Source organism: Aeromonas dhakensis (genome assembly GCF_000820305.1).
GTDB classification, from domain to species: Bacteria; Pseudomonadota; Gammaproteobacteria; order Enterobacterales; family Aeromonadaceae; genus Aeromonas; species Aeromonas dhakensis.
This window is the reverse complement of the sequence record NZ_CDBH01000064.1, coordinates 302989-325006: the sequence shown is the minus strand read 5'-3', so window position 1 is coordinate 325006 and position 22018 is coordinate 302989. Positions and strand designations below refer to the sequence as shown.

Below are 22018 nucleotides of genomic sequence, written 5' to 3'. Positions count from 1 at the left end.
TACCGTGAGTCTTCAACCACGACCAGAGGAGTCATCGTGAAGCAGTTTACCTTTCGCCTCTCATTGAGCCATGACGAGGTCATGCTGATGTACCAGGGCCATGCCAAACGGCTGGTGGTGCGCAGCGAGCAGGGGCTGACCCTGGAACTGGGCATTGAGAAAATCCGGCCCTTCGTCGCCATCAGCGGGGTACATGGCTACTTTCGCCTCAAAACCCAGGACGATTATCGCTTTATCAGCCTCGAACGCATAAATTAACAAAACTTGAACATATTTCCGCGTAATTCACTGCTTTCAGTCATTATCTATCCGGTAAATCCGTAACCATCCAGTGGGATTTTCTGTTTTTTGCCAGAACGGCAAAATTTTTCACAGCTTAAGGCGTGATCTGCCCCTTGTTTTTAACAACTCATTATCACCTTTGCTCGCCTTCCTTGATCCAAGACATTACACTTCGCAGCAACTCTGTACCGGTGGGCATCCAGGGTGGATGTCTCTGTGTCGGTGGTTAATGTCGTCCGATAAGGAATATAGAAATGGCATTGAAAGACGCCCCTACCTCAGTTCTGCTCGAAAACGTTCTCAGCCTGATCCATCAGAAGTTGCCCAAGAAGAGTGCCTCCCTGGTCGAGTGCTTCGTCGCCAAGTTCTACGGCAACATGGCGAGCACCGATCTGCACGATCGCAATGACAGCGATCTCTATGGCGCCGCGCTCAGCCTGTGGAATGCGCTCAACCAGCGCACCAGCACAGAGCCCTATATCCGGGTCTACAATCCCGAGCTGACCCGCCACGGCTGGCAGTCTCCCCATACCATCGTCGAAATCATCCTGCAGGACTCCCCTTTCCTGGTGGATTCAATCCGCATGGCGCTCAAGCGCCGGGGCATCACGGCGCACATGATGCTGCACCAGCCGCTGCACCTCATTCGCGGCAGTGAAGGTAAGATCAGCGCCATTCTGGATCTGGACAACACGGCCGAACAGACCTCCGTCGAGACTGCCTTCCTCATCGAGATCGATCACCTCACCAGCGAGGAGCAGATGGAAGGGCTGACTGCCGAGCTCAACTCAGTGGCCGGTGAAGTGGCCCTGGCGGTCGGTGACTGGCAGCCCATGCTGGCGCGCCTGAACGAGATCATCGACGAGCTGCCCAAACGCAAACACCCGGTCAGCAAGGCCGAGGTGGACTCCTGCGTTGCCTTCCTCAAATGGGTGGCCGCTCACAACTTCACCCTGATGGGCTATCGTCGCTACGACGTCAAGGCGGTGGAGGGGGATCACGAGATCCTGCCACAGCCGGATTCGAGCCTGGGTCTGATGAAGAACTCCATCAAGGATGAGGGGCAGCGCTTGGGCACGATGCCGGCCAGTGCCCGTCATGCCGCCCTGAGCTCTTCCCTGCTGATCCTCACCAAGTCCAACAGCAAGTCACGGGTGCATCGCCCGGCCTATGTGGACTACATCGGCATCAAGCGCTTCGACGAACATGGCAAGGTGGTAGGGGAAGATCGCTTCATCGGTCTGTATGCCTCCTCCATCTACAACACCAGTGCGACCCAGATCCCGCTCATCAGCCACCGCCTCGAGCGCATCATGGCCGCCTCCGGTCACGAGAAGGGTTCCCATGCCTACAAGGCACTGCTGAACGTACTGGAAACCTACCCGCGCGATGAGCTGATCCAGGCTCGCGAAGAGGAGCTGCTGGCCACCGGTCTCGGGGTGCTGGAGATGCAGGAGCGCGACATGCTGCGCCTGTTCGTGCGCCGCGACGTCTACGGCCGCTTCTTCTCCTGCATGGTCTATGTCACCAAGGAGCGCTACAACACGGCGCTGCGGGTCAAGACCCAGCAGATCCTGCAGAAGTATTTCGGCAGCAGCGAAGAGGTGGAGTTCAACGTCTACTTCACCGAGGGCGTGCTGGCACGGACCCACTACATTGTGCGGGTCAACAACAACAACGTGGATGTGGATGTGAACGAAGTACAGAACAACCTGATTGAAGCGGCCCGCAGCTGGGATGACCGTCTGGACTCCGTGCTGCTCTCTCACTACGGTGAAGCCCGTGGCAACGAACTGCGCCGCCGTTTCAGCACCGCCTTCCCCCGCGCCTACAAGGAAGACGTACTGCCGGGTTCCGCCGTGGCCGACATCATGGAGCTGGACAACCTGAGCGAGGCCAATCCGCTCGGCATGCTGTTCTACCGCGCCCAGGAGGAAGAAAACGATCGCCGGGTCCGCCTCAAACTGTTCCACCGCACCGAACCCATCCACCTCTCCGATGTTCTGCCCATGCTGGAAAACATGGGGCTGCGGGTCATCGGCGAAACCCCGTATCAGGTCCGCACCCCGGCGGGCGACATCTTCTGGATCCTCGACTTCTCCATGCTGCTGCATGGTGAGCAGCCGTTCGATCTGGAGCAGAGCCAGCAACGCTTCCAGCAGGCTTTTGCGGCCATCTGGAACAAGCAACTGGAAGATGACGGCTTCAACCGGCTGGTGCTGGGCGCCGGCCTCACCGGTCGTCAGGTATCCGTGCTGCGCGCCTATGCCAAATACATGCGTCAGACCGGCGTCTCCTTCAGCCAGTCCTATATCGAAGAGACCCTGACCCGCTACCCGGATATCGCCCAGCTGCTGTTCACCCTGTTCGAACAGCGCCTGGATCCGGCCGGCAAGCAGGACGCCAAGGTACAGGGCAAGCTGCACGAGCAGCTCGCCGCCAAGCTCGATCAGGTTGCCAACCTGGACGACGATCGCATCATCCGCCGCTATGTGGAGATGATCGACGCCACCCTGCGCACCAACTACTACCAGCTGGACAAGGCGGGCAACATCAAGCCCTACGTCTCCTTCAAGCTGGCCCCCTCCAGCATCACCGACATGCCGCTGCCGCTGCCTAAGTTCGAGATCTTCGTCTACTCGCCGCGGGTGGAAGGGGTGCACCTGCGCTGGGGCAAGGTGGCTCGTGGTGGTCTGCGCTGGTCCGATCGCAAGGAGGACTTCCGTACCGAAGTGCTGGGTCTGGTAAAAGCCCAGCAGGTGAAGAACACCGTCATCGTGCCGGTGGGAGCCAAGGGCGGTTTCTACTGCAAACAGATGCCGGCGGGGGCGCCCCGTGCCGTGATCCAGGAGGAGGGCAAGGCCTGCTATCGCCTGTTCATCCGTGGCCTGCTGGACGTGACCGACAACATCATCGGTGGCGAGGTGATCCCGCCCAAATCCGTGGTGCGTCACGACGAGGATGACTACTACCTTGTAGTGGCCGCCGACAAGGGCACCGCGACCTTCTCCGACATCGCCAACGAGATAAGCCTCGAATATGGCCACTGGCTGGGCGATGCCTTTGCCTCCGGCGGCTCGGTCGGTTATGACCACAAGAAGATGGGCATCACCGCCCGCGGCGCCTGGGAGTCGGTCAAGCGCCACTTCCGTGAGATCGGTGTCAACTGCCAGACCACCGACTTCACCTGCGTCGGCATCGGTGACATGGCGGGGGACGTGTTTGGCAACGGCATGCTGCTCTCCGAGCACACCCAGCTGGTGGGTGCCTTCAACCACATGCACATCTTCGTCGATCCGACTCCCAATGCAGCCAAGAGCTTCGTCGAGCGCAAGCGCCTGTTCGAGCTGCCAGGCTCAAGCTGGGATGACTACAACCGGGAACTCATCTCGGCAGGGGGCGGCATCTTCCTGCGCTCGGCCAAGTCCATCAAGCTGAGCCCCGAAATGCAGACCCTGCTCGGCACCGACAAGGCCAGCATGGCCCCGAACGAGCTGATCAAGGCGCTGCTCTGCCTGAACGTCGATCTGCTGTGGAACGGCGGCATCGGTACCTATGTGAAGAGTGCCCGCGAGAGCGATGCCGAAGTGGGCGATCGCAGCAACGATGTGCTGCGGGTCAACGGCCGCGATCTGCGGGCCCGCATCGTGGGTGAGGGCGGCAACCTGGGCTTCACCCAGCTCGGCCGGGTGGAGTACGCCAGCCAGGGCGGTCGCATCAACACCGACTTCACCGACAACGTGGGCGGGGTGGATTGCTCCGACAACGAGGTAAACATCAAGATCCTGCTGAACCAGCTTGTTGCAGCAGGGGACCTGACTCTCAAGCAGCGCAACCAGATGCTCTATGAGATGACCGACGATGTGGCGCAGATTGTCATCACCAACGCCTATCGCCAGTCCCAGTCCATCTCGGTGACCAGTTTCCGCGGCGCCGAGCAGCTCAAGGAGCAGCAGCGCTTCATTCAGGGGCTGGAACGGGAAGGCAAGCTGGACCGCGGCCTCGAGTTCCTGCCCTCCGACGAAGAGCTCTCCGAGCGGATGGCGGCAGGGCAGGGGCTGACCCGGCCCGAACTGGCGGTGTTGGTGGCCTACGGCAAGATGGTGCTCAAAGAGCAGCTCAACTGCCCGGAAGTGACCGACGAGCCCTTCCTCGCCAACATGCTGGTGACCAGCTTCCCGGCCAAGCTGCAGCAGCAGTTCGGGGCGGCGCTTGCCCAGCATCCGCTGCGCGGCGAGATCATCGCGACCCGGGTGGCCAACATGCTGGTCAACGACATGGGGCTCAACTTCGCCAGCCGGATGAAGGACGAGACCGGTGCCTCGGTGGCGGAAGTGGCCTGCTGCTTCGCCATGGCGCGCGAGGTATTTGGCCTCAACCAGCTGTGGCGCGACATCGAAGGGTGTGACAACCTGGTGGATGCCCAGACCCAGCTCGAACTGATGTTCTACAGCCGTCGCATCGTGCGCCGTGCCACCCGCTGGTTCCTGCGCGCCCGCAACCGCAGCTGGAGCATCAGCGAGAACATCGCCTTCTTCCGTCCGGCCTTCGAGACGCTGGGTCAGCACCTCTACGAGGTGATGGACGAGAGCGAAGTGACCGAGCACCAGCAGGCGGTCGCCGCCCTGGTGGCCAAGCAGGTGCCACAAGCCATCGCCCGTCAGGTGGCCCACATGAGCAGCCTCTTCTCCAGCCTGGACCTGGCGCAGATTGCCGCGGAGCACAAGACCGACATCCTGCGCGCCGCCAACGTCTACTATCGCCTCGGCGCCAAGCTGGATCTGCACTGGTTCCTCGACCAGATCAATCACCAACCGGTGGGCAACCACTGGCAGGCGATGGCGCGGGCTTCCTTCCGCGAAGATCTGGACTGGCAGCAACGCAGCCTCACTTCCGTGGTACTGGAAGGGTGCAAAGATCAGGGAGAATGCGCTACCATACTGGCCGACTGGATTTCGGAGCATGAGCAACTCTTGTCCCGTTGGACCCACATGTTGGCCGACTTCAAGACCACCAGCACTCACGAGTTCGCCAAGTTCTCGGTGGCCTTGCGGGAGTTGAACCTGCTCCAGTTGAATTGCCGAACCTCGGCATAACCCCAAAAGCCCCGGCCAGTTGCCGGGGCTTTTTTTAAGGAGCAAACATGCTGTACCCTCTCGCCAGGCATTTCCTGTTCAAGCTCAATCCGGAACAGGCGCACGATCTCTCCATCAAATATTTGCCCCGCCTTCTTGGTACACCGCTCGATTGTTTCTTCCGCCACTCCCTGCCAAAACGCCCCGTCACCGTCATGGGGCTTTCTTTTGCCAATCCGGTGGGTCTGGCGGCCGGGCTCGACAAGGACGGTGAGTGCATCGATGCCTTCGGGGCCATGGGATTCGGTTTTATCGAGGTCGGTACTGTCACCCCCAGACCCCAGAGCGGCAATGACAAGCCCCGTCTGTTCCGGGTCATTCCAGCCGAGGGGATCATCAACCGGATGGGCTTCAACAACAAAGGGGTCGACCACCTGGTCGCTCAGGTCAAGCAGGCCAAATATCAGGGGGTGATCGGCATCAATATCGGCAAGAACAAGGACACCCCCATCGAGCAGGGCAAGGATGATTATCTGATCTGCATGGACAAGGTGTATGACCACGCCGGTTATATCGCCGTCAATATCTCTTCCCCCAATACCCCTGGGCTGCGTTCGCTGCAATATGGCGAGGCACTGGATGAACTGTTGGCCGCCCTCAAGGTTCGTCAGCAGGAGCTGGCCGCGCAATATAAGAAGTACGTGCCGCTGGCCGTTAAAATTGCGCCGGATTTGACCCCGGATGAAATTAATCAGGTGGCCGCATCCTTGATAAAAAATGGCATCGATGGCGTGATTGCCACCAATACCACCCTCGAGCGCGACATGATTTATGACATGCCCCATGCCGGTGAAGCGGGGGGGCTCAGCGGCCGCCCTCTGCAGCACAAGAGCACCGAGGTGATCCGCCAGCTGGCCAAGGCGCTGGATGGTGCGCTGCCCATTATCGGGGTCGGCGGCATCGACAGCGCCATGGCGGCCCGCGAGAAGCTGGCGGCGGGTGCCAGTCTGGTCCAGATTTATAGCGGTTTTATTTATAAGGGCCCGGATCTGGTCAAAGAGATTGTGACCCATATATAAGAAATAAATCGGTGCCCTTTATTTAAAGTTGCTGAAATTCTCGACATGGAATAAAGTCGAGTAACGACTTCCAGTAAGGGCACCTCCATGTGTATCCAACCCAATGACAATTGGCAGTGGCATTATGATGCTCATGATGATCGTCTGATGCTGGATTTATCCGATCGCATGATATTTGCCACCGAATATAAAGGGCGGCAATTGGTGCCTAGCTCCTTCACCATCCAGCCGTTTTGTGTGGATGATGCCGCGCTCTATTATCAGCTGATGGACAGGGTGGCAGAACTGGAGTGGAGCGTGCCCCATCAGGTGCAGCTGGTCCTCAATGCCATCGCCGTCAGCCGCTTTTACAAACCCTTGATGCCACAAAGCTGGTTCTTTGGCGAAACCCATCCGGTTATCACTCCGGAAACCGGTGCACTGGTGTGCATGGGCACGCCTCATGGCAAGGGGGAGTTTCTGGTGATTGAAGCCGGCGATCAGGCCAGCGTCTGTTTGAACCTGACCGACGATCTGATATTGACCACCAGCAAGACACTACCCCGGTTTGGCGTCATCAAGGTGATGAACAATCGCATGAGCCAAAGACCCGCGGCTCAGGCGCAATATCGCCAAGTTGGTTGACAGTTAACTTGGCGAGGTGCACTGGTTTTCTATCCTGTCATGGTTCGCTATCACGTATCTCCCTTTTTAATCCTGCCTCATCCTGACCAGCCCCATTATTCTTTTCGCGTTATCTGCTCGTATGAAAAAATGCCCTCACGTCAATTTGAGGCGAGGGCGACAAACACACACTACAGGAGGAATAAGCTGTTGTATCAACAACACGGGACTATTCTAAAACCTGTAGTTTCTCTTGAAACCTGATAGATATGACAGGCGGGGCAATGTCGGCATAAACGGGGAGGGGATGTAAAAAATAGCCCTCCCATTTACGGACGATAACGGGAGGGCAAAGCACGGGGTTTACAGAAAGGACTTGCTCTGTCGTGAAGAATAATAACGATTTGAGTTTTGTTTGACTCCTGTCAGATGTGGCAATTTAGAAGAGGGAAAGGGGGAATATATATCCGGATAACGGATCAAGACTTGCTCGCAAAATAGCCGATGCTGCTTTTTGTGCCATCACTCGCATTGACGTTGCGTGTGCTGTCGTTACGGAGTCACTCGCTTGTCATCAATGTCACCATTACCGGCCTTCATCCTGCACAGGCGCAACCACAGCCTCAGGGTCAACTGCGCGCTCTTTATGCCGACATGCCCAAGCTTTTGCTGCTCCGGATCGCCGCTTAAGGTATAATGCGGCACTATTTTTATGGCTTCCCCGTGAGCGTGATGAAAGAATTTTTTGCAACCTGCCCCAAGGGGCTGGAAAACCTGTTGGCCGTCGAGCTGACCAATCTGGGTGCAGAGCAGGTCCGCGAGACCGTGGCCGGCGTCCATTTCTGCGGCGAGCTGGCCATCGGTTACAAGGCCTGTCTGTGGAGCCGTTTTGCCTCCCGCATCGTGCTGGTGCTCTCCGAGTTCCAGATGAACGACGATCTGGACCTCTATCTGGGCGCCCATACCATTCCCTGGGAAGAGCACTTCTCCGGCACCGCCACCATAGCGGTGGATTTCACCGGTACCAACGCCTCCATTCGCAACACCCAGTACGGCGCGCTCAAGATCAAGGACGCCATCGTCGATCGCTTCACCAAGCGTGGTCATGTGCGCCCGGACGTGGACAAGAAATCCCCGGACATTCGCATCATGGCCCATCTGGGCAAGGGCAAGGCCAATATCACGCTGGACTTGTCAGGCCCCGCGCTGCACCAGCGCTTCTATCGTCAGGGCACCGGTGAGGCACCGCTCAAAGAGAACCTGGCCGCGGCCATGATCGCCCGTAGCGGCTGGGCCGGTGAGCCCATGATGGACCCCATGTGCGGTTCCGGTACCCTACTGATTGAAGCGGCCTTTATCGCCGCCGACATGGCGCCGGCCCTGCGCCGCGAGCGCTTCGGTTTCGATCGCTGGCTGCAGCATGACAGCGAACTGTGGCAAAGCCTGATGATGGAGGCGCAAGTGCGCGCCAAACGCGGCATGCAGCGCTGCGAGGTGAAGCTGTTCGGTTGTGATGCCGACTCCCGCGTGCTGCTCAAAGCCCGTGACAACGCCAAAGCCGCCGGCGTTGCCCATCTCATCACCTTCAAGCAGGCCGATGCGACCGCCTTGGAAAACCCGCTGCCCATGGCGGCGGAAGGGGAGACCCGTCAGGTTGGTATGCTCATTTCCAACCCGCCCTATGGCGAGCGTCTCGGCGAGTTCCCGGCGCTGCTGGAAGTACACCAGGCCCTTGGCGATGCCCTGCGTCGCAGCTTCCAGGGGTGGAAAGTCTCGATCCTTTCTGCCTCCCCCGAGCTGCTCAGCTGTCTGCGCCTGCGCGCCGACAAGCAATATCGCCTGTTCAACGGGGCGCTCGAGTGTCAGCTGCGCAACTACCAGATCGCGCTGGACTCCGTGGCCTCCCAAAAAGAGGTGGCGCAGGACTTTGCCAACCGTCTGCGCAAGAATCTGAAGGCCCTCGAGAAGTGGGCGAAGAAAGAGAACCTCGACTGCTACCGTCTCTACGACGCCGATCTGCCGGAGTACAACGCCGCCATCGACCGCTATCAGGACTACCTGGTGGTGCAGGAGTACGCGGCGCCCAAGGATATCCCCGCCCAGAAGACCCGTCAGCGCCTGCTCGACATGGTACAGGCCGCCATCAAGGTGACCGGCATGGATGGCGAGAAGGTGATCCTGAAGGTGCGCGAGCGTCAGGAAGGCAAACAGCAGTACCAGAAGCTCTCCGAAGAGCAGCACCGGATGGAGGTGCAGGAGTACGGTGCCCGTCTGTGGGTCAACCTCTACGACTATCTCGACACCGGCCTGTTCCTCGACCACCGTCAGACCCGCCGCATGCTGGGCGAGATGGCCCGTGGCAAGCGCTTCCTGAATCTCTTTGCCTACACCGGCAGTGCCACCGTGCACGCGGGTCTGGGCGGAGCCAGCGAAACCACCACGGTGGACATGTCGCGCACCTACCTGAACTGGGCACAGGACAACATGCGCCTCAACTCGCTGGTGGGCCGCGAACACAAGTTCGTGCAGGCGGACTGCCTGAAGTGGCTCTCCGAGGCGGACGAGCAGTACGACCTCATCTTCATCGATCCGCCCACCTTCTCCAACTCCAAGCGGATGGACGAGAGCTTCGACGTGCAGCGCGATCACCTGTTGCTGATGCAGCACCTCAAGCGTCTGCTGGCTGCGGGTGGCACCCTGGTCTTCTCCAACAACAAGCGCCACTTCAAGATGGATCTGGCAGGTCTCGAGGCCATCGGTCTCAAGGCCCAGAACATCACCGGCAAGACCCGGCCGAAGGATTTCGAGCGCAACCAGCATATCCACAACTGCTGGATCATCACCCATGCCGAGGCCCAGGGCTGATGCTGACCCTGTTTCACACCGACGGTTGCCACCTGTGCGAACAGGCCTGGGGGCTGGTGGAGCAGGCCGGCCTTGCCGGCAGGACCCGCCGCTGCGACATCCTGGATGACGCCGACTGGCTCGAGGCCTACCGGGTGCGCATTCCGGTCGTGCGCGACGAGGCCGGGCGTGAACTGGGTTGGCCCTTTACTCTGGCGGAGCTGCAAGCGTGGCTCGCCGCCCGGGAGTAGTGGGCGATTTGACGATGAAACGGGGGGAGACTCAGTCTGCCGCCCGTTTTTTCATTAGCAAGAAGGAACAAGAATGGCTCTTTTGACATTGCACGGCGCTTCCCTGTCGTTCAGTGATTTTCCGCTGCTCGACCAGGCCGAGCTCACCATCGAGCGGGGCGAGCGCCTCTGTCTGGTGGGGCGCAACGGGGCGGGCAAGTCCACCCTGATGAAGGTGATCGCCGGCGAACTGCCGCTGGACGATGGCCGTCTGGTGCTGCAGCAAGACTTGAAAGTGACCCGCCTCGAGCAGGATCCCCCCGCCTCGAGCGAGCTTACCGTGTTTGACTACGCCGCCGAAGGGCTGGCCGGGGTAGGGGAGCTGCTCAAGCAGTATCACCATATCTCAATGGAGCTGGCACACAATGCCTCCGATGCCAACATTCGCAAGATGAGCCAGCTGCAGGAGCAGCTCGACTACCAGAATGGTTGGCAGTTCGAGACCCGCATCAACCAGGTGCTGACCCTGCTCGGTCTGGATCCCGACGTGACCCTCGACAGCCTCTCCGGCGGCTGGCTGCGCAAGGTAGCACTGGCTCGCGCGCTGGCCTGCGATCCGGATCTGCTGCTGCTGGACGAGCCGACCAACCACCTGGACATCGATGCCATCAACTGGCTGGAAGAGTTTCTCAAGGATTTTCGCGGCGCCATCGTTTTCATCTCCCACGACCGGGAGTTCATCCACAAGTTGGCGACCCGGATCATCGACTTGGATCGCGGCGTGATCACCTCCTGGCCCGGCAACTACGACGAGTACCTGCAGGGCAAGGAGGAGTGGCTGCGGGTCGAGGAGCTGAAAAATGCCGAGTTCGATCGCAAGCTGGCCCAGGAAGAGGTGTGGGTGCGCCAGGGGATCAAGGCCCGCCGTACCCGCAACGAGGGACGGGTGCGCGCCCTCAAGGCGATGCGCATGGAGCGGACCCAGCGCCGTGAGCTGCAGGGCAAGGCCAAGCTGCAGCTGGACGAAGCAGGCCGCTCCGGCAAGCTGGTATTTGAAAGTGAAGGCTTGGGTCTCGACTTTGGCGATCGCACCCTGTTTCAGGGGCTGGATCTGCAGGTGTTGCGTGGCGACAAGATTGCACTGGTCGGCCCCAACGGCTGTGGCAAGTCGACCCTGATCAAGCTGCTGCTCGGCCAGCTCGAGGCAACCCGCGGCTCGGTGCGGCAGGGTACCAACCTGGAAGTGGCCTACTTCGATCAGTACCGCGAACAGCTCGACCCCGAGAAGACGGTGGTGGATAACGTGGGCGAGGGCAAGCAGGAGGTGATGGTGCGCGGCCGCTCCCGCCACATCCTCGGCTACCTGCAGGACTTCCTGTTTGAGCCAAAACGGGCACGCACCCCGGTGAAAGCCTTGTCAGGGGGCGAAAAAAACCGTTTACTGTTGGCCAAATTGTTCTTGAAGCCCAGTAATTTACTGATCCTCGATGAACCAACCAACGACCTGGATGTCGAAACGCTGGAACTGCTGGAAGAGCTGCTGGCGGACTATCCCGGTACCCTGCTGCTGGTTAGCCACGATCGTCGTTTCATCGACAATACCGTGACCGGTTGCTGGTTGTTTGAAGGGGATGGGCGGATCAGTGATTATGTGGGGGGCTATGCCGACATGATGGCCACCCGTGCCCAGCAGCAGTCTCAGCTGGCCGCACAGCAGGCGGCGAAGCAGCCCCAGAGCAAGGCGCCAGAGCCTGTCGTGACGCAGGCGCCGGTCGCGGCAAAACAGAAGAAACTCTCTTACAAGTTGCAGCTGGAGCTGGATAATCTGCCAGCCCGGCTGGAACTGCTGGAGGCGGAGCTGGATGCCCTGCAGACGGAGATCAACCACCCCGGTTTCTTCTCCCTGCCTGCGGAACAAACCCAGACCAAACTGGATGCCCTGAATGCCGCAGAGGCGGCATTGGAACAAGCCTTCTCCCGCTGGGAGGAGTTGGAAGCGTTGAAACATCAGGACTAAGGAAGTAGATGAAAAAGCAATTATCCATGTTGGCCATTCTGGTCAGCGCCAGCCTGAATGCCCAGGCGGCACAAAGTCCCTTTTTCACCATTGTCGATGCGTCCGACAAGGGTTACGCCAGCGGGATCAGCGGCGACGGCAACGGGCTCATCGGGATCAACACCAAGAACAACATGGCCGAGCACTTCTCGACCGTGCGCTTCGCCGACTTCCTGGTTGACCGCTTCCGCTTCGAGCAGGGCTGCATGCTCTCCAACTCGGTCTGCAACTCCTTCTGGAACGACAACAGCAACTTCGCCTACCAGTGGCGTCGTGACTTCCTCGATGGTGTCGACCAGCGCAACAACGTAGGTTACGTGCAGCTGGGCGAGACCGACGGTCTGGTGACCGCGCTGGGTGACGTACCCGGCACCCGGGCGGGCTACAAGATGAATGGCAAGGTGCGTACCGCCTTTGCCGTGGTCGAGGAGGGCAACCCCGTCGAGCTGAAGGATGGCGCCGGCACTCACAGCCTGAGCGTGCCGACCAGCATCAAGAAGCTGGACAATGGCCAGTATCTGGTGACCGGTACCGCTGCCACCGGCAAGAACATCGCCGTCAACTCCGAAACCTACAACTGGTGCTTTGCCGGCAACGACGGCCAGTACGGTGACTACCGTTACTGCCCGGGCCTCAACACCCAGGCGAGCTTCTGGCTGGTCAACAGTACCGGTACCTTCAACAAGCTGCTGCAGGCCAACGAGTATGCCCGGGGCCGCAACGAAGTGGTGCAGACCGCTTCCGCGCTCGGCGTGGGCAAATTCAACGGCACGCTGTATGGGGTAGGGTACTCCTCCACCGGCGAGATCGGCACCAACTACCTGGATGGCCGCAACCTGGCCGCCTACTGGACACTGGATCTGGATGGCAGCAAGGTAGGGACCACCCAGATCATCCCGCTGGCCGAAGGCGAGCCCGGCAAGGATGACGCCAAGCTGCAACACAGCTGGGCCGTGGGGGTCAATGACAACGGTTATGTGGTCGGCAACCAGCTCTATCGTATCAACAAGGGCCAGAACCGCCCGGTGGAGATGTTCGTGTTCAACCTGAATACGCCGACCACCAACGCCGTGGTCTCCCTGCAGGACAAGCCGCTCAGCGGCTCCGGCTCGGAAGCGGCCGCCATCAACAACCACAACATGGTGGTTGGCTGGCGTGATTCCCGCCATCAGACCCAGCCCGTGGTCAACGGCACCAACCGCATGCAGGAAGGCTTCCTGCTCAACGCGGCGACCGGCAACAACTGGTACCTGAACGATCTCATCTGTGGTCTGGATGATGCGGGTGCCAAGCAGTGTGCCCAGAACGGTTACTACTATCACATCGCCTATGCCAGCGGCATCAGCGAGAATGGGACTGTGGCCGCGACCGCCTATCGCTACAACAGCGAGAGCGATCTGAACAACCGCACCAACGCTACCGTGGTCAGCGTCAAGCTGGCACCGGTCGTGACCGACTACAAGAACAACGATCCGGCCGGTTATGTGGTCGCCAACGCACCGGTCAACAACCAGACCGGTCAGGATGGCGGCAGCGGTGGTGGTAGCCTGTTCTGGTTGACTCTGCTGGCCCTGCCATTCGCCTGGTTGCGCCGTTTCCAGCGCTAAAAAGTTGTGTCACTAAAAATTAATGCGGTTCAGTGTCTTGTGTCACAATGACCGGATAGCATGAAATTTTTTGTTTGACCCTGCCAACCCCCTGGGGTAAAGATGAAAGCGACCGATGAAAAATTGGTCGCTTTTTTTGTTCCACGGAAGAGGGTCGTAGATGATGAAGAGACAAAAACGGGACCGTCTGGAAAGAGCTCGTGCTCGTGGTTATCAGGCTGGCGTGGTCGGCAAACAGAAAGAAGCGTGTCCGTATCAATGCCTGGATGCACGTGGGCACTGGCTTGGTGGTTGGCGTGATGCCATGGAAGGGCGGGGCTCAGGCCTCTTCATGAAGTAGTCGGTACTTCATCACACATTGCAAAAAGGAAAGGGGCCATGGCGGCCCCTTTACGTTGTGCGGTCTGACCAGGTGGCCAGTCAGCTCATCAGAATGCGGTGGTGTCCTTGAACAGGCCCACTTTCAGGTCGGTGGCGCTGTAGATGGGGCGACCATCCACTTCCACCACGCCATCGGCAATTCCCATCACCAACTTGCGATTGATGACGCGCTTGAAGGTGATCTTGTAGGTCACTTTCTTGGCAGTCGGCAGGATCTGACCGGTGAATTTCACCTCGCCAACCCCCAGCGCACGGCCTTTGCCGGGGCCGCCTTTCCAGCCGAGGAAGAAACCAACCAGCTGCCACATGGCATCCAGACCGAGACAGCCAGGCATGACGGGGTCACCCGGGAAGTGGCAATCGAAGAACCAGAGATCCGGTGTGATGTCGAGTTCTGCCAGGATCTCGCCTTTACCGTGCTCACCACCATGGTCATTGATCTTGACGATACGATCCATCATCAACATGTTGGGGGCGGGCAGCTGGCTGTTGCCCTCACCAAACAGCTCGCCACGGCTGCAGGCGAGCAGCTCTTCACGGGTAAACGAGTCTTTGCCTTGTTCACACAGGGAAAGGCGGGCATCAATGGTGGAATTGTCTACGGTCACGCTGGTTATCCTTAAAATGGGTCAAAGCCGGGCCAATTTAGCGTACAGATGTTCGCTAAACAACTCCGATCACTTCGTTTATACCCCGAATAGCCTGCCAAACAGGCGGCGCAGCACGCCCCCCTTGACGGCCTCGGTGCCGTTGAGCTCATCCAGGCGCTGCTGGATGCGGCCAAACAGGGTATCCGGCATGTCCGGTTCGCCCGCCACACAGCCCGTCAGCAGCTCGATGGCCTCTTCCACATGATCCACCGGGTGGATATGGAACTGGCCGGCTTCTACTGCCGCGATCACTTCATCAGAGAGGTTGAGCTGCTGGGCGTTGGTACCGGGCAGCAGGATCCCCTGTTTGCCGGTGAGCCCGTGGATCTTGCACACCCGGAAGAAGCCCTCGATCTTCTCGTTGACGCCGCCGACGGCCTGCACGTTGCCGAACTGGTCGACCGCGCCGGTAACCGCAAAGTGCTGGTAGATAGGCTGGCGGGCGAGGGCGGAGAGCAGGGCGCACAGACCGGTCAGAGACGCGCTGTCACCATCGATCTCATGGTAGGACTGCTCGAACACCAGGTTGGCCGACAGCGGGGAGGGATTCTCTGCACCAAATTTGTTGGAGAGATAGCCGTGAATGATCATCATCGCCTTGGCGTGGATATGACCTGCCAGCTCCGCCTTGCGTTCGATGTCCGCCACATCACCATCCCCCAGATGGACGGTAGCGGTGAGGCGCACCGGCTCGCCGAAATCATAGGGGTGCCCTGAGACCTGAATGACGGAGAGACCGTTGATCTGACCCACTTCCTCACCATCGGTCTGCAGCAGGATCTGGCCGTCGATGACCCCCTGATCGGACTGCTCGACCAGGTAGTTGAGCCGATAATCCTGCTCTTCCAGTGCCCCGCGAATGTGCTCGTCGGTGACGACATCCGCTTCCAGCTCACGTGCCAGGCTGTCGGCCATGCGCATGATGGCTGAGAGCTGCACCTCGGAGAGCGAGAGCCACTCCTGATGATCACAGAGCCGGCTGGCATGGCGGCAGAGGGCTGCGAGGGCGGCCGGCGTGAAGTCCAGCAGGTTCCAGCGCTCGCGCAGCCAGGCCAGATATTGCAGATAGTCAGGCAGATCCTCTTCGATGTTCACCTCGGAGACCAGGTCTGCACGCAGGAAAATGCGCTCCGACATATCTCTGTCCAGCATCTGGAATTCGGCCACATCGAGCCGGTCACCGACCAGGATCAGCTTGAGCTTGATGGGGGTGGCTTCCGGGGTAAAGAAGGGGGTGAGGGTCTTGCCTTCCTGATAGGCGTTCCAGTCCAGCTCGCCTTTTTGCATCGCGTTCTTGAGCTTGAACCAGAGATGGGGCTGATCCAGCAACTCATCCAGCTGCAGGATCAGATAGCCACCGTTGGCCTGACGCAGCAGGCCAGGTTCCAGCAGGTGCTGGTTGGCATAGACGGAACCTTGCTCGGTCTGGTAGTTGATGGAGCCGAACAGGGTGTCCCAGTTGAGATCGCGGCCATACACCACGGGGGCTTCCTGCTCCTCATGGTGGATCAGCAGGTTGATGAGGACCGGGTGCTGAAATTCGAGCCCCTGTGCCACATGGGCGGCCAGATCGGAGAGGAAGTCATCGATCTTGGGATCATTGTTCTGCTTGCGCATGATGCGGGTGACCAGACGCTCGGCATCCAGATGGTGGCTCATCAACTTGAGCAGTTCACCGACCATTTCACAAAACTCGATGCCGGTACCGGGTTGCAGGCGCAGCCAGATGGGTTTGAACGGATTGTTCAGGTTTTCCGTGTAGCAGAGATCGAACAGGTCGCCATCCTTGCCATTAGAGGTGGCGATCAGCGTCTGGCAGACATCTTCATAGTCGACCCCGGGAAAACCGTTGAGCAGCATGACCGGGCAGTCGCCATCAAAACTGGCGAGACGCTTGATGCCGGAGATGGCCCTGGGTTGCAGCGCGGCAAACGGAATGGGTTCGAGCTCGCTGAGGGCAGGAAACTGTTCAATCGCAAAAGCAGGTTTTAATTGTTCTGATGTTAATTCAGCCACTTAAGACATCCGGTCGGAGATAGGATCAATTGTTGCCATTATACACAGTTCAATAAGTGGTAACAGGAAACAAGATACTGCATTTAACATAATATACATTATGCGCGGTTGTGAATATGGAGCACTTTAGTGTCCTGGATTGGTTCACCAACACTGGGTTGGTTTGCCATGAACGAATATTTCCTTTTCTGTTATCTCTCACTGTTGAACTCAATCGTGTAACCGATCCAGTGGTTTGTGATTGGCGCTCTCGTGACGTTCGCTGTTGCCGGTGTGCAGGTATTTGGAGGTGGTATCGATGCTGTCGTGGCCGGCATCGGCCTGCACATGGGACAAGGGCCGGCCGTTGAGGTTGATGTCGTGAGTGATGCCGGTATGGCGAATGGAGTGCGGTGTCAGGTTGCGCATCTCGGCGCCATCCTGGGCAAAGCCATCCTGTTCCGCCAGCGTGGCGGCCGCCTGAATGACGGCCATCACCAGCTCGCGTAGCTGACGGATGCCGAGGTTTGCATTGAGCTCACCTTGTTCACGGCCGTGGGCTGCGGCCTTGTGGCGCACAAACAGTGGCGTCTGTTCATCGGGTACCGGCAGTGGCGAGAGACCGAGAAAGGTCCGGTAGCGTTTGAGGGCCTCCAGCAAGGCATGGGAAACCGCCACGGTGCGGCGCTTGCCACCCTTGCTGCGGGGAATGTAATAACCCCAGACGCCGGTTTTCCCGTCGCGGCGAAACTGCCCCATGACGGGGGTAAAACCCGGCCTTGCCGCCACCTCGGAGATGCGCAGGTAGCAGGCATACATCAGGCTGATCAGAAAGCGGCTGCGCTCGTGCTGCTCCGGTGACTCGGTGGCCAGCCGATCGGCCGCCTGCATCACATAGGACCACTGCAGCTCGCTGAAGGCCTGGCCCTGATCATCCGGCTCCTGCTGGACGGTTCGCTTTACCCGTTGCAGCAGAAGTGCCGGGTTGCGGTCCATGTACTCTTCCTGGATCAAAAACTGGAAAAAGGCCGACAGAATGGCGAGCTTGGTCTTCATGGCCTGTTCGCTGAGGCGGTACGGCAGTTCACGGCCCAGCTCCCGTTTGCCAAGGAAGGGTCGCCACTGGGGATTGGGCAGGCGCTCTCCCCACTCCTTGTCGAGCACGAACTGCGCCACGTTGCGATAGGCAATCAGGGCCGCTGGCGGTGACTGACAGTAGTCGAGGTAGCGCATCATGATGCGCCGGGTCAGATCCTTCGGGCTGATGCGCATCTCGCTGAAGCACCAGTGCAAGAACGTGGTCAGTTCGCTGCGATAGGTCTTGTAGTTGTTCTCGTTGTTGCGCTGCTCCAGCAGCCAGTCGACGGCGAGTTCGTAGACGATCCCGGCATCGGGTACGTCGGTGAGGCTGAGGTTGGCCAGGTACTGATTGACCTGGGGGTTGCCCGCCTCCAGGTATGCCAGGCCATCGAACAGCGGCATGGCGGGTGGAAGTATGGTTGTGGTCATGGTCTTGCTTGAAATGGTTCTGGCTTGCGGCCTGCTCAAGGGTAATGCCGATAAATGGGGTTATCGGCATCATCGGTGGTGGGGACATTGTCAGGAAACATGGATGCAGTCGCCACGTTGAATCACTGCGAACACATTCTTATCCCATTCAATGAATATGCATTCTTGTCAGAAAATTCTCGGGGTAAATAGTCTGAAAATTGACTGTTAATTCTCTCTTTTTGAATAAGAAAGTGTTTGGCCGTGACGGCTCGCCCCTTTTCCCTGTCCTTCCTCACCCTGTTATCCAGTCGCCTTGCTACGCAACCCGCTTGAGTGACTTTCCTTTGGGTTCGGTTGCTTCACTCTGGGTTTCCTGGCTCTCTGCTTTGTTGCTCCCCTGCCCCTTTCCACCGCGCAATACGCTCTGCAGTGCGTCCCGCTGTTCGGCCAGATAGAAGGCCAGGCTCTCCTGCTGTTCCGGCTCGAGTGCAATGGGAGCCGCGGCCAGCAGCGTCATCAACTCATCGGCAGTGTCCAGCAGCTTGTCATAGGCGTCAGCCTCTTTCTTGCTGGTAAAGGTCATCTTCTCCACTCCCCCACGAACCACAACATATTTGATCTCAACGGCCATAGTGGCGTCCTCCTTCTGATGGTGAATATAAGTATATGTATGGATATACAGTATTGCAAATAGCCACAGGTAGGTAGGATTTCAACAGAGACTGACCGAGAGCGGGTTGGCCGTCACATTGATGAAAGGGTCATTTGACTTCCATGCCAAACTGGTCGGATGATTGGGTCATGACGATAACAAAGCAATTACTGATCCTGCTGCTGGTTGAGGTGACGCTCCTTGGGAGCATCGCCCACCTTGCCATCGGCCTCTCTTGGGCGCCCTCCATCTTGTTTGTGGTGGTGGCCCTGTTGGGGCTGCGCACCCTGGTAGTATTGCTGACCTGGGGCTTTTCCCGCTTCTATCCGGTGCCTGCCATCGGCTGGCGAGCCTGGCTGCCCATGGTGGGGCGCGAGATAGCGGCCTACCTGCTGACCTTCACCTGGCTGCTGCCGTTCGAGCGCTGGTTGATGCCGCCTGACAAGTTGACCCCCTCTCCCCTGCCCCTGCTGCTGATCCACGGTTATGGCTGCAGTCGCGGCATTTGGCGGGTACAGCGGGCACGGCTGGAGGCCGCCGGCCACACGGTGGCAACCGTCACCCTGACTCCTCCCTTTGGCCATCTCGACGACATGGTGCCGCTGTTGGCCAGGCGTATCGACGAGGTGTTGGTCGCCACCGGCGCATCGCAACTGGTGTTGATCGGTCACAGCATGGGCGGGCTGGTGTGCCGCGACTATCTGGCGGTGGCGGGTGGTGACAAGGTGGCGCAGCTCATCACCCTGGCCACCCCTCATCAGGGCAGCCAGCTCGCCACCCTGGGACTCGGCGACAATGCCCGCGAGATGGAGCCAGGCTCCGGCTGGTTGCAGCGCTTTGCCGCCGTGCCGCTCTGCGTACCCGGCGTCTCGGTGCGCACCAGTCATGACAACTTCGTGCTGCCCCAGTCCCGCCAGCGCCTCGATGGCATGGAGGACGTTGAGCTCGCTGCCCTCGGTCACCTCTCTTTGCTTTACTCCCGCCGCACCACGGCCCTGCTGCTGACCCTACTCTCCCGCCCGCAGCCGCAAATGAAAAGGGCCTGATTGCTCAGGCCCTTTCCGTTTTTGCTACATCAGTTCGTTGTTATCACCACTAGAAGTGGATCCCCTTGATCAGGGTGGAGACTGCCATCTGATCCGCCGAGGCCTTGGACTCGTTGCCCTCCTTGGGGTCGGAGAAGGTGCGGAAGCTGGTGTTCATGATCACCTGGGCCACCCGCGGTGCCAGGGCATGGATCACCTGGCCAAACACCCCGAGCCGGGTGGCGAGGCGCACGTGCTTGTTGATGATGGTGTCGCACACCAGATCGGCGGCCTCTTCCGGCGTCATCATGGGCACCTGTTCATACACCTTGGTGGGCGCCACCATGGGAGTTTTCACCAGCGGCATGTTGATGATGGAGAAGTTGACCCCCTTGTCGGCAAACTCGGAGGCGGCGGTGCGCACCCAGGCATCCAGCGCCGACTTGGAGGCGACGTAGGCGGAGAAGCGCGGCGCATTGGTCAGCACCCCGATGGAAGAGATGTTGATGATGTGCCCCTTCTTCTTCTCGATCATGGTGGGCAGTACCCCCATGATCACCTTGAGGGTGCCGAAGTAGTTGAGCTGCATGGTGCGCTCCAGATCGTGGAAACGATCGAAGGAGTCTTCGATGGCGCGGCGGATGGAGCGACCGGCGTTGTTGACCAGAATGTCCACGCCGCCATGCTCGGCCACGATCTGGCGGGTGATCGCCTCCCCCTGCGCCAGATCGGCGAGATCACCCTGATAGACCTGCAGGGTCAGGCCCAGTTCGGCAAACTCGGCCTGGGTTTCGGCAATCTTGTGCTCGTCCCGGGCTATGGTCAGCACCCTGGCGCCCGCCTCTGCCAGCTTCTTCGCGGTGGCCTTGCCGATGCCGGAGGTGGCACCAGTGATCAGCACCACCTTGCCCTCGACCCGGCCGCGCAGGGTGCGGTCGATGAACAGATCCGGGTCGAGGTGACGCTCCCAGTAGTCCCACAGGCGCCAGGCATAGCTGTGCAGCGGCGGCACTTCGATGCCGGTCCCCTTCAGCACCCGCTGGGCCTCGCGGTTGTCAAAACGGGTCGGATAGTTGATGAGCCGGAAGATGTCCTTGGGCAGGCCTAGATCGGCGATGGCCGCATCGCGAATGCGTCGCACCGGGGTCAGCGCCATCAGCATGGTCATCAGATGGCGGGGAATGAAGCTGAACAGGGCGGCATTGATGCGAATGGCCGGCTCGGGGGCATGGGCCGCCCGGGAGAAGGTGCTCAGCATGTCGCCGACCCGCATGGGGTGCGAATCGGTCAGGTGGAACGCCTTGTTGTCCTCCCCTTCCTGGTGGGCGATGTGATCGATGGCATCCACCACGAAGTTGACCGGCACCAGGTTGATGCGCCCCCCTTCGACCCCGATGGCGGGCATCCAGGGCGGCAGCATGCGGCGCAGCTTCTGAATGGTCTTGAAGAAGTAATAGGGGCCGTCCACCTTGTCCATCTCGCCGGTATTGGCGTCGCCGACCACGATGCCGGGTCGGTAGATGCGCCAGGGGATGGTGCTCTCCTTGCGCACTATCCCTTCGGCTTCGTGCTTGGTCTGGAAATAGGGCATGTCGAGGTGTTCGGCTTCATCGAACATGTCTTCCCGGAACAGGCCGTCAAACAGGCCGGCCACCGCGATGGAACTGCAGTGATGGAAGCAGCGCACCTTGAGCCGCTCGGCCAGTTGCAGGGCCTGACGGGTGCCCTCGGCATTGACCTGCTGCTGAATGCCCGCCTTGGCGTTGAGATCATAGATGGCGGCGAGATGCAGAAAATGATCGACCTTGCCGATGAGGGGTTCCAGTTCGCCGTTGCCGACGCCGAGCAGCGGGTGGGTCATGTCGCCCACCACGGCAATGGCGCGATCCTCACCAACGCCCCAGTAGGCCAGCAGGTCGGGTACCCGCTCGAGATGGGCTGCCCGCATCAGGAAATGCACCCGACTATTTGGACGCTGCAGCAATTTTTTAATCAGCCGGCGGCCGATGAAGCCGCTGCCACCTGTGATGAAATAATCCATGGTATTT

Annotated in this window: 15 protein-coding genes; 10 read left to right on the top strand and 5 right to left on the bottom strand. The window is 59.5% G+C overall.

The window, feature by feature from the left end:
* Nucleotides 1-36 precede the first annotated feature (36 nt).
* The 9 genes from BN1143_RS19630 (at nt 37) to rmf (ending at nt 14116) form a co-directional block, all read left to right on the top strand.
* Nucleotides 37-258: a DUF2835 domain-containing protein gene (locus BN1143_RS19630; protein WP_005300804.1), complete on the top strand. Its 222-nt coding sequence runs from the start codon at nt 37-39 to the stop codon at nt 256-258.
* A 278-nt stretch (nt 259-536) separates the two neighbouring features.
* Complete coding sequence (locus BN1143_RS19625) at nt 537-5378, top strand: NAD-glutamate dehydrogenase (RefSeq protein WP_042051826.1); 4842 nt, start codon at nt 537-539, stop codon at nt 5376-5378.
* 47 nt (nt 5379-5425) lie between these two features.
* Nucleotides 5426-6436, top strand: a complete 1011-nt coding sequence (pyrD, locus tag BN1143_RS19620; protein ID WP_024941803.1) for a quinone-dependent dihydroorotate dehydrogenase — start codon at nt 5426-5428, stop codon at nt 6434-6436.
* Nucleotides 6437-6523: 87 nt separating this feature from the next.
* Nucleotides 6524-7060 (top strand): cell division protein ZapC, encoded by a 537-nt coding sequence (locus tag BN1143_RS19615; RefSeq protein ID WP_042051824.1) that lies wholly within the window; start codon nt 6524-6526, stop codon nt 7058-7060.
* A 675-nt stretch (nt 7061-7735) separates the two neighbouring features.
* Nucleotides 7736-9904, top strand: coding sequence for a bifunctional 23S rRNA (guanine(2069)-N(7))-methyltransferase RlmK/23S rRNA (guanine(2445)-N(2))-methyltransferase RlmL (gene rlmKL / locus BN1143_RS19610; RefSeq protein WP_005300816.1), 2169 nt, complete (start codon nt 7736-7738; stop codon nt 9902-9904).
* A complete protein-coding gene (locus BN1143_RS19605) occupies nt 9904-10134 on the top strand; it encodes a glutaredoxin family protein (protein WP_017780103.1) in 231 nt (76 codons plus the stop codon). Before rlmKL ends, BN1143_RS19605 begins: the two co-directional genes overlap by 1 nt.
* Before the next feature lie 73 nt (nt 10135-10207).
* Nucleotides 10208-12130 (top strand): ATP-binding cassette ATPase Uup, encoded by a 1923-nt coding sequence (gene uup / locus BN1143_RS19600; protein WP_042051823.1) that lies wholly within the window; start codon nt 10208-10210, stop codon nt 12128-12130.
* 8 nt (nt 12131-12138) lie between these two features.
* Entirely contained in the window at nt 12139-13776 is a 1638-nt protein-coding gene (locus tag BN1143_RS19595; RefSeq protein WP_017780101.1) for a DUF3466 family protein, read from the top strand.
* A 160-nt stretch (nt 13777-13936) separates the two neighbouring features.
* Nucleotides 13937-14116 (top strand): ribosome modulation factor, encoded by a 180-nt coding sequence (gene rmf / locus BN1143_RS22225; protein ID WP_005315693.1) that lies wholly within the window; start codon nt 13937-13939, stop codon nt 14114-14116.
* A gap of 88 nt (nt 14117-14204) precedes the next feature.
* On the opposite strand, the gene fabA is transcribed toward rmf, so the two are convergent.
* From fabA to BN1143_RS19575, 4 genes are all read right to left on the bottom strand, one after another.
* Nucleotides 14205-14765 carry a 3-hydroxyacyl-[acyl-carrier-protein] dehydratase FabA gene (fabA, locus tag BN1143_RS19590; RefSeq protein ID WP_005300828.1) on the bottom strand — a complete coding sequence of 187 codons (561 nt, stop codon included), beginning with the start codon at nt 14763-14765 and terminating at the stop codon, nt 14205-14207.
* A gap of 78 nt (nt 14766-14843) precedes the next feature.
* Entirely contained in the window at nt 14844-16823 is a 1980-nt protein-coding gene (locus BN1143_RS19585) for a Lon protease family protein (RefSeq protein ID WP_042051822.1), read from the bottom strand.
* A gap of 210 nt (nt 16824-17033) precedes the next feature.
* On the bottom strand, nt 17034-18311 hold the full coding sequence (locus tag BN1143_RS19580; RefSeq protein ID WP_042051820.1) for a tyrosine-type recombinase/integrase: 1278 nt from the start codon (nt 18309-18311) through the stop codon (nt 17034-17036).
* A 298-nt stretch (nt 18312-18609) separates the two neighbouring features.
* Nucleotides 18610-18924, bottom strand: a complete 315-nt coding sequence (locus BN1143_RS19575; RefSeq protein WP_005300837.1) for a YebG family protein — start codon at nt 18922-18924, stop codon at nt 18610-18612.
* Between the two features lie 170 nt (nt 18925-19094).
* Here BN1143_RS19575 and BN1143_RS19570 point away from each other — a divergent pair, with 170 nt between their 5' ends.
* Nucleotides 19095-19991: an esterase/lipase family protein gene (locus tag BN1143_RS19570; protein ID WP_042051819.1), complete on the top strand. Its 897-nt coding sequence runs from the start codon at nt 19095-19097 to the stop codon at nt 19989-19991.
* A gap of 49 nt (nt 19992-20040) precedes the next feature.
* Here the strand turns inward: BN1143_RS19570 and BN1143_RS19565 are convergent, their stop codons facing one another.
* Nucleotides 20041-22011 (bottom strand): SDR family oxidoreductase, encoded by a 1971-nt coding sequence (locus tag BN1143_RS19565; RefSeq protein WP_042051818.1) that lies wholly within the window; start codon nt 22009-22011, stop codon nt 20041-20043.
* Nucleotides 22012-22018 lie beyond the last annotated feature (7 nt).